Here is a 260-nt window from a genome sequence, read left to right on the forward strand (position 1 = left end):
CTACTTTCTGAGTTCGGGTTAATCATTCCTGTTGGTCGCTCTTCATTGATGAAACACGTTCCCTTAATGCTTGAAGATGCAGAAAATGAACTGCCACATCTCGCAAGAACGGTGATTGCCGATGCTTATCACCACCTTGGTGAATTAAATCAACGTATCGCCGATACTGAACAAGTCTTCGACTCTTTTGCTAAGGTCAGCGCTAATGTTCAACGAGTGATGAAAGTTCGAGGTATTGGGCCGCAAACCGCTACTGCGAT

At 45.0% G+C, this 260-nt stretch carries 1 pseudogene; it reads left to right on the forward strand.

Annotated features, from left to right (window positions below):
- Positions 1 to 260: pseudogene (locus AB4274_RS21750) on the forward strand (IS110 family transposase); the annotation flags it as partial.

It is taken from the genome of Vibrio sp. 10N.261.55.A10, assembly GCF_041470825.1.
Taxonomy (GTDB): domain Bacteria; phylum Pseudomonadota; class Gammaproteobacteria; order Enterobacterales; family Vibrionaceae; genus Vibrio; species Vibrio crassostreae_C.